4 protein-coding genes are annotated in these 4,684 nt (G+C 55.6%); 1 reads left to right on the plus strand and 3 read right to left on the minus strand.

Annotation, left to right across the window (positions count from 1 at the left end; genetic code table 11):
- Positions 1-19: 19 nt before the first annotated feature.
- Together BFP96_RS29650 and BFP96_RS24670 are read right to left on the minus strand one after the other, a co-directional pair.
- The gene (locus BFP96_RS29650) at positions 20-1,213 is read right to left on the minus strand and encodes an IS4 family transposase (protein ID WP_065935624.1); all 1,194 of its coding nucleotides are present in this window, start codon (positions 1,211-1,213) and stop codon (positions 20-22) included.
- A 316-nt stretch (positions 1,214-1,529) separates the two neighbouring features.
- Positions 1,530-2,090, minus strand: coding sequence for a hypothetical protein (locus BFP96_RS24670; protein ID WP_065937188.1), 561 nt, complete (start codon positions 2,088-2,090; stop codon positions 1,530-1,532).
- A 339-nt stretch (positions 2,091-2,429) separates the two neighbouring features.
- Between BFP96_RS24670 and BFP96_RS24675 the strand changes: the two genes are divergently transcribed.
- Positions 2,430-3,644, plus strand: a complete 1,215-nt coding sequence (locus BFP96_RS24675; protein WP_065937189.1) for an aldose 1-epimerase family protein — start codon at positions 2,430-2,432, stop codon at positions 3,642-3,644.
- A gap of 43 nt (positions 3,645-3,687) precedes the next feature.
- On the opposite strand, the gene BFP96_RS24680 is transcribed toward BFP96_RS24675, so the two are convergent.
- The gene (locus tag BFP96_RS24680) at positions 3,688-4,308 is read right to left on the minus strand and encodes a LysE family translocator (RefSeq protein WP_065937190.1); all 621 of its coding nucleotides are present in this window, start codon (positions 4,306-4,308) and stop codon (positions 3,688-3,690) included.
- Positions 4,309-4,684 lie beyond the last annotated feature (376 nt).

Here is a 4,684-nt window from a genome sequence, read left to right on the forward strand (position 1 = left end):
CTGAGGAATCCCCACAAATTCACCCTAAGCTCTGCGCTTGATGGCGCACCTCATCACGCAGAGTCCGCTCCAATATTTCCAAGTGTTCTCGTCCTCCAAAATCTGTGCAGCTTCGCCAGTATTCCAAGCCTAGTCGCCACAATGAAAGCACTCGCTTTTCTTTGATGCTGTTGCTTTGGTAGCGTCGCTCCAAGCCGCGTTCTCGTGCCTGCAGCCCCGTTAAAAACAGAAGGTAGTTGGCCAAAGCAGCAATCAACAACAACACCTCAATGCGCTTTGGACAGTGGCTTCGATGCAGATTCAGGCCTAATCCCAAGTGCTCACTTTTTACATCTCGAAAGCCTTCTTCGATCTGCATACGGCGCTTATAGATCGCCACTATTTTTGCTGGATTCCATTCGTCTTGCCTCAAATTGCTGGCAAGTAACCAGGGCTCCCGTTCACGCCTGGCTGACTGTCGGCTGAGCTTACTTTTGGCGATTGAGCCAGTCACTCGTTGATGCTTTCGGCCCTTGGCTGAATGTCGCACACAGTACAAATTGATCAAGTGCGGAGCGCTACGCGTCATCTCGACCCGACCAAGCGACTTGGGTGACGAAGTGGCCAAAGCATAGAGATTTTGCACGGGCAGCCACTCATTTTCGTCGCCACGATAAAGCTCCCGATTTCGTATACGAGCCACGTAGTACCAGCCCTGTGCGGCCACTGCTTTCATCCATGGGCGCCGGAAACCTGCATCAGTAACCATCACTGGAACACATCCATCGGGCAGTAGTTCAGCCAGTGTTTTGAGCAGGCGGTTTTGATATTTGGGGCAGCCCTCGCGTTCATGAACACTTTCATAAATAGGGAATGAGCGTCCCGCTAGAGGTATCGCGGCCCTCAACAAAAAAGCGTTGCCGGGAGCATCAATTCGGGACCAGTCAACCAAGATTAATGGGTGCTTCACCGACCCCAGCAATGCCCGCAGGATCACCCAGTAGAACAGCGGACGCTCTGCTCTTAGGTGTTGATTGCCCAGTAACCGATCAACCCGCTTGATTGCATGTTTTGGGAATGCCTGACCTGGCATAAAACGTCCGAGCGCTGTCAGCGTCAGGCGGCGGCCTTGCAGTAACGAACTGACACAACTCATCAGTGTTGTCAGGCGACGAGAGTGGATTGAAGGCAGTGCTTGAGCGAGCGCTCTGTGTAAAAATCGGATGGCCTGCATGGGTTTGGGATCTTGTTTTTGTGTGGTGCAAACCAAGTTGCCGACTCATGCAGGCTTCTTCAATAACTCCAACTTCTTGATTTTTCGTAAGAAAAATCGGGGATCCCTCAGGGTCTGACTCCGTTTGTACGTTTGTATACGTTTGTACAAAACTATGAACTTGTCGGGTGTCGACCAGGGGTGGACCTTAGTGTGCAGACTGCTTCTAGCAAACTAACTAATACTCAGCGCCCCGCAAGTTAAATTCCTCACTTCATACACGCATTTATAACCATCGACACGGCAGCCTTCCCAAGCAAATACGGCCCCCCGTTTATCAGTATTTGAAATTTCGATGGGATTGAAAGGCAAATCCCTTTTCTATGAAATCAAGGGCATACCACGTCGTGATAACACCATGATTGGTTTTCAGTTCAAACGCATGGGTAAGCCGATTGTTCATCCCAGGGAGCCTCACCAGTATCACTCGACTTTCTTTAACCATCAGCTCCTGATATCTCTCTGCAAATAAGCGAGGTATTTTTTCCTCTTCGTCTGTGGTGGGCCACCATTTTGCAAGTTCTAGACGTTTCCTGCGTAACCAATCAAATCGGCGTGGCAACCAGCAGATTGGGCGGGGGATTTCGTAAACAGCTAAGCTTTGTATCACTGCTGACACCGACCCGGGGTTGAAGAAAACCAACTTAACTAAAACCGAGTCATCTAGTTGCTCGGCGCTGATCACATGAAAATCGTTCGTGCTGCTCCAGTGCGTGGACCGGGTCAGCCGATACATCGCTTTCTGAGTTTTTCGGTTACGTATGCTCAAGCACAACGCCACTAACGCTATTGCTCCATTCACGTAGGTCATGATTTCTCCACCACCGCTCATGTCCATCGCACTGTTCTCCTATTCCAATTAGTAAATGGCACAGCCTACGATATTGCAATTCAGCCGACTCAAGCTTGCCCGCATCAACAGCGCAACGCCCGAAAGCACAACTCAGCCGGTTTTCACCTCCCCCCAAAAGGGCAGTGTTCTCAACACGAATATGCCGAAGCTCACACCGCTCAACCTGCTTTTCTTGGTCGCACCTGCTTGCAACACCACCGACTCGATTTTCCAACTTCCTCCAACTCCCTTTTTACATCTACGCACGCTATCCCGCCTTTTAAGCTTGCTGAAACGTTTCATCGAGTCTATAAAACGCACACAACTCCAAAAAAGGCTACCGCCATGACCCCACTCAAAATCGTTGTCGCCCTCAGCGCACTCTCTGCCGCTTCCCACGCCATGGCCTGGGATTACGTCCTCCTCGACACCGACAAAGCCGCGCAGAACTGGCAGGTCACCAGCCAGCAACTCGGCGTGCAAACCGACAAACCCTTCAGCGTGACACTGCGCACCTTGCACGGTGGTCGACAGGAGGGGGTGAGTATTGTCGACATCGATAACGGCACGATGAAGCTCTCGGTGGTGCCGACTCGCGGTATGAACGTGTTGCAGGCTTCGGTCGGCGATGTGCGCATGGGATGGGATTCGCCGGTCAAGGAAGTGGTCAATCCTTCCTTTATCGAGCTCAATGGTCGCGGTGGGCTGGGTTGGTTGGAGGGTTTCAACGAGCTGGTCACTCGGTGCGGCTACGAGTGGGTCGGTCACCCCGGCATCGACAATGGCGAATTGCTGACCCTGCATGGTCGGGCCGCGAATATTCCTGCGAATAAAGTCACCCTGCACATCGATGAAAAACCGCCGTACGCCATCACTCTGCGCGGTGAGCTGAAAGAGCAGGCGTTCAAGAAGGTCGATTTTTCCGTGGCGACCGAACTGGTCACCGAGCCCGGCAGCGTTGTGTTCGCGCTCAACGACACGCTGACCAACAACGGTGACTATGCGAAGGAATACCAGGCGCTGTATCACAGTAACTTCAGCACGCCGTTCCTGGAGCAGGGCGCGCGATTCGCCGCGCCGGTGAAGCAGGTGTCGCCGTTCAACGACAAGGCCAAGGGCGAATTGGCCGACTGGCAAACCTACCGCGCACCCACCAAGGACTATGACGAAACCGTGTACAACGTAGTGCCCTATGCCGATGCCAAGGGCGATACCTTGACCGTGCTGCATAACAAGGCCGGCAGCCTGGGAGTGTCGGTCGGTTTCAATACGCAAACGCTGCCGGTGTTTTCCCTGTGGAAGAACACCGATACCCAAGGGCAGGGCTATGTCACGGGGCTGGAGCCGGGCACGAGTTTTTCCTACAACCGCCGTTATCAGCGGCCACTGAACCTGGTACCCACCATCGAGCCCAAGGCACACAAGCAGTTCCGCATCAGCTACAGCTTGCTGGCGGATAAGGCGGCTGTGGACAAGGCCTTGAAGCAGGTCAGCGAAATTCAGGCCGGGCGGGAAACTGAGGTTCGGCAGACGCCGTTGGTTGATTTGACCAAGGAGTAGCGCGGTCGGGCGCCTGCACTGCTTGCGCAGGCAGGCGCGGGGTTCACGCCCGACGCGCCGTCAACAAAACCGTGGCCGCCGCCGACAACAGCCCCGCGCAGCAACGATTGAAGATCCGTTTGCCGCTCGGCTCGGCAAACCAGCGGCGCATGTGCAGGCCCATGTAGGCGTAGGCGCTGATGGCGATCCATTCCAGTGCCAGGAACATCGCGCCCAACAAAGCGAATTGCGCGGTGATGGGTTGCCCGGGCACCACGAACTGCGGCAGGAAGGCGGTGAAGATCAGGATGGCTTTGGGGTTGCCCGCCGCCACCAGAAACTCCTGCCGTGCCAGGGCCCATAAGCCCGTCTTGCTGGCGGCTATTTCCGCTTCCGCCTGCGGGTCTGCGCGCCACAGCTGATAGGCCAGGTAAAACAGATACGCCGCGCCGAGCAGCTTGATCCCGTAGAACAACAATTCCGACGTTTGCAGCACCACCGCCAGCCCGGCGGAGGCGAGGGCGATCATGCCGGCGAAGGCCAGCAAGCGGCCGATACCGGCGAGGCAGGATGTGCGGTAGCCGTAACGGGTGGCGTTGCTCACCGACAGCAGGTTGTTGGGGCCGGGTGCCATGTTCAGGGCGAAACAGGCAGGCAGGAAGAGGGCGAGGGTGGGGAGGTCCATGGCGGCTCTGGATTGGGTTGGGCGGGAGTGTCGAGAATAAGGGCTGTCGGGGCGGTGCGGCAATCCACTCAAGCGCGATGGATGTTCAATGCGTGCATTTGGCTTGCCGTATAGGCATAGGTATCTATACAACTCTGTAGCGCTCAACCGTAACCACGATGCGAAGCGAGTCGCTCTTGATCTGGCTTTAGATCTAAGCGCCCCGTTAAACCACGCTGGCCGAACGCAGGCTTGAATCCGTGGGTAACCCGGCAGGACGCCGGGTTAGCCGCACTGGGCCAAGGATGGCCCATTGCGGCGGCCCACGGATTCAAGCCTGCGTTCGGGCACACCGAGCCTAAGCGAGGTGCCGAGTGGTGGGGCAAGAGCGTTTTGC

Origin of the sequence: Pseudomonas sp. 34 E 7 (assembly GCF_900005715.1) — a bacterium.
GTDB lineage: Bacteria > Pseudomonadota > Gammaproteobacteria > Pseudomonadales > Pseudomonadaceae > Aquipseudomonas > Aquipseudomonas orientalis_A.